Annotated in this window: 3 protein-coding genes; 2 read left to right on the top strand and 1 reads right to left on the bottom strand. The window is 38.3% G+C overall.

The window, feature by feature from the left end:
* Positions 1–38 precede the first annotated feature (38 nt).
* Positions 39–1,585 (bottom strand): IS3 family transposase gene (locus tag L641_RS0108840; protein ID WP_139016074.1). Its coding sequence is split into 2 segments (ribosomal slippage): positions 39–1,105 and positions 1,105–1,585, totalling 1,548 coding nucleotides; the frame shifts between segments, so codons are not numbered across the junction.
* Between the two features lie 192 nt (positions 1,586–1,777).
* Between L641_RS0108840 and L641_RS0108830 the strand changes: the two genes are divergently transcribed.
* Together L641_RS0108830 and L641_RS0108825 are read left to right on the top strand one after the other, a co-directional pair.
* On the top strand, positions 1,778–1,996 hold the full coding sequence (locus L641_RS0108830) for a hypothetical protein (RefSeq protein ID WP_024601697.1): 219 nt from the start codon (positions 1,778–1,780) through the stop codon (positions 1,994–1,996).
* 262 nt (positions 1,997–2,258) lie between these two features.
* A complete protein-coding gene (locus L641_RS0108825) occupies positions 2,259–3,587 on the top strand; it encodes an IS4 family transposase (RefSeq protein WP_024601195.1) in 1,329 nt (442 codons plus the stop codon).
* Positions 3,588–3,596: the final 9 nt, after the last annotated feature.

The raw sequence follows: 3,596 nt of genomic DNA, 5'->3' as shown, positions 1-3,596 counted from the left end.
CGGAGTTTTTCAAGTTAGTTGTCGCATCAAATTAAATTTTATGCCGCCCGCATTGCTTCTTTTTTCTCTGGATTTAAATTTACTTCATTGGTCATTGTCCAATCTCTAGATTTTCCTGACCAACGAATTGGATTCTGCAATTTCGCTATTTCATTTACTCGGTGACGGTTCGCTAGTATCGCTTTATCTAATCCTAAATGACGCTGGTTTGGCGTGACAAATTTAATACCGCTGTGCAAGTGCTCATCGTTGTACCAATCAACAAATCCGTTAACCCACTTCCTTGCACTACCGATGCTTTCAAAGGCTTTTTCAGGGTATTCTGGGCGATACTTTAACGTCTTAAATAGCGATTCAGAATAAGGATTATCATTACTCACTGACGGTCGGCTAAATGAAGGCACAATACCTAACTCCTGCAATGTTGCCAATAACGTTGCCCCTTTCATTGGACTGCCATTATCCGAGTGCAACGTGACTTGATCTGGCTTTACCTGCTCTCGCCTGCAAATATCTACCATTAAATCAGCCGCCAGTGTGCTTAGCTGTGTGTCATGAACCTGCCAACCAACTATTTTTCGACTATAAATATCCATCACTAAATATAAGTATAAAAACTGACCTTTAACCGCTGTTGGCAAATATGTGATATCCCATGTATAAATTTCGTTTACACGTGTTGCCTTGAGCGCTTTTGGTTTTTTTATCTTTTTATTTGGTTTAACTTTTTCTCTGTGTGTTAATAATTTATGTGATTTCATAACACGATAAAACGAGCTTTCTGATGCTATCCACACACCTTTATCTAATAGTTTAGGGACTATCTTGCTGGGTGGTAAATGTCCGTATTCTATTGAATTTACTGTCTTAATAATACGCTGTTGCTCTAATTCAGTTAGCCTGTTAGGTGGTCGCTTTATCGTACTCGTTCGCTTATCTGTCATATCATCAGCTTCAATCCAGCGTTGAATTGTTCTTGCCGTTAGACCAAGTAACTCACATGCTTTTGCTTGCCTTGCCCCTGATTTCTGCGCGTCGGTAATGAGCTTTATCAGTTCATGACGTTCAGTTGAGCTGGTTAATCGTCCTCGTTGAAACCCCAAAGCGCATCCGCTTTTTTTTTGAGTACAAGTAGAGCGGCAGTTTCAGCTAAGGCCTTATCTTTGCGATTCAGTTCTTTTTGCAGTTGCTTTATTTCTTGCTTAAGCTGTTTACTGTCTGACTTTACTGTTTTATTTGAAGGTGGTGTTACTAAATCTTGCTTCCACTGTTTAATATGATGCGGGTAAAGCCCCTTAGCACGGCAATATTCATTAAGAGCTGCTTCATCTAAACTCGCACATTCAATAATGGCATTAAGCCTTTCTTCTAAGCTCCAGTCATGAGGGCGTTTTTCTGTTGTCATGTGACTACCATTATTTTTAGTTTCAAGTTCATGTTTTTTAGCAAGCGTAATCCATCGTTGCAAGGTTGAATAACCGATGCCTAAATCAAACGCAATATCTTCTAGGCGAACATCATCACATTGAGATAATGCTTTTTCAACAGCTTGAACTTTAAATTCTTGTGTAAATCGACGTCTCATTTTATTGCCTCTATTAAAAGTTAGAGGCGACAACTATCCTGACACAGGGGGTTACCAGATCAAGACGTAGCAATATTTGATGACGTAATTAAATGGCTTATATCTAATAAAGGATTTAGAGATTTTGATTATACTGCTGTGGCGAATATAGGGTACCGTTTACCGAGTTGTGACAATAAGGAGCTGTTGAGCGTGACGTTATTTAAAGAGAGCTCTAAAGATAAGTTGAGGTACATGTTAAGCGGTAAATTTAATAACTTATTTATTTTACTCCCTTTTTCATTTGTTACTACAGAAAAAGCTAAATTCAAAACTATTCCTGCAAGATCTGAAAGTGAAAAATTTTATTTTCATGAAGTTGATTTTAAAGACTACTCAACACAACATAAATTTAGGCTCAACTTTAAGTAATTATATATTGAATTTATTTCGGGCTAACGCCCGACGCGCTAGCAAGCTAAGCGCCTACAAAAATAATGCATATATTTAACGTTAAAGCTGCAAAGTGGATTGGCGATCCGTTAGGTTTAATGTCACTCAACCCAACCTACGTGTAAACAAAAAAGCCTGCGAATAAGCATAATGCAGATCAGTTAAGAATATTTTTATGATCACTTGACTGATCTTTCCATGGCTTCAAAATCCGATATTAGAAATAATATCGGATTTTTTTATGTCTCTCATTCAGCACTTCGATAACATGTCTTCATTTTTAAATGATGTACATACACTAGATAAACTTAAACAGGTTCTTGACCCTGATATTCTTGAGCAAGCATTTAAACATGCAGGTGTTGCTACTGTGCGTAAAAGGCGATTACCGCTAGAAGCTGTTATGTGGTCTGTAATTGGAATGAGTTTATTCCGAAACGAAACCGTTTGGGATATCGCTAATAGACTCGACATCTCTTTACCCGGAAAAAACAAACTAGTAGCGCCAAGTGCGCTAGTTCAAGGTCGGCAAAGGTTAGGCTATGAGTCAGTCCAACATACATTTCAATTACTTGCACACAAAACCTTTTCCACCCAGTCTTTTGAACAATGGTGCGGACTTAATTTACTCGCTGTAGATGGCGTTAGTTTTCGAACTCATGATAATCAAGAAAACAGAGAAGCATTTGGCAGTGACAGTAATCAACATGGAGAAGTAAGCTACCCACAAGTACGAATGTGTAGCCTTATGGAAGTATCTAGCCATTTACTGTTAGATAGCAGCTTTGACTCCCGTCGCATAGGTGAAATGAGCTTAGCTCAACGACTATTACCAGCCGTACCAGATAATTCTCTTACCTTGTTTGACCGCGGCTATTACTCATTAGGACTGTTGTATCAATGGCAAAACCAAGGAGATAACACTCACTGGATGTTACCCGCGAGGAAGGATTTACAGTATCAAGTTGAACATAGTATAAATGACAATGATAAAATAGTGATTTTGTCCACAAGTCCTCAAGCCAGAAAGAAATTTGAGTCATTACCAGAGACCATGATGGCAAGATTAACCACCTATAAAGTGGATGGAAAAAGCTATCGTGTACTCAGCTCTCTCATTGACCCTTTACGATTTCCATATGAAGAATTAACAGAGGTTTATACTCAACGCTGGGAAATTGAGCTGGCGTTTAGAGAAATAAAGCAGGGATTGAATCATAGCAAACACACGTTACGTAGTAAGAAACCAGACATGGTACGTCAAGAGTTATGGGGGTTATTACTCGCTTACAATTTAATACGTATCATCATGCTTGATGCAACTAAAGATGAGGATATTTTGCCTACACAGCTAAGCTTTAGCCAATCTATGCGACAGGTTATCGCTTTCTTTATGTTTACGCCAATACATAGTGCAAGTAAGTTGCCTATTCATTACGATGAGTTACTGACAACACTTAGATTGTTTATTTTACCCGATAGATTACCAGATAGGCATTATCCAAGGGTGATAAGAAAGAAGCCGAATAAGTACCCCTATAAAAGAAAATGCCAGTCAGTTCTTAACTGACTGGCATTA

Origin of the sequence: Pseudoalteromonas sp. TB41 (genome assembly GCF_000497975.1) — a bacterium.
Classification (GTDB): domain Bacteria; phylum Pseudomonadota; class Gammaproteobacteria; order Enterobacterales; family Alteromonadaceae; genus Pseudoalteromonas; species Pseudoalteromonas tetraodonis.
Note: the sequence above shows the minus strand (reverse complement) of the source record. Positions and strands in the feature narration are given on the sequence as shown.

Excerpts from the sequence above, each read along its gene's own strand:
- L641_RS0108825 (WP_024601195.1), top strand. The coding sequence starts at position 2,259 with ATGTCTCTCATTCAGCACTTCGATAACATGTCTTCATTTTTAAATGAT.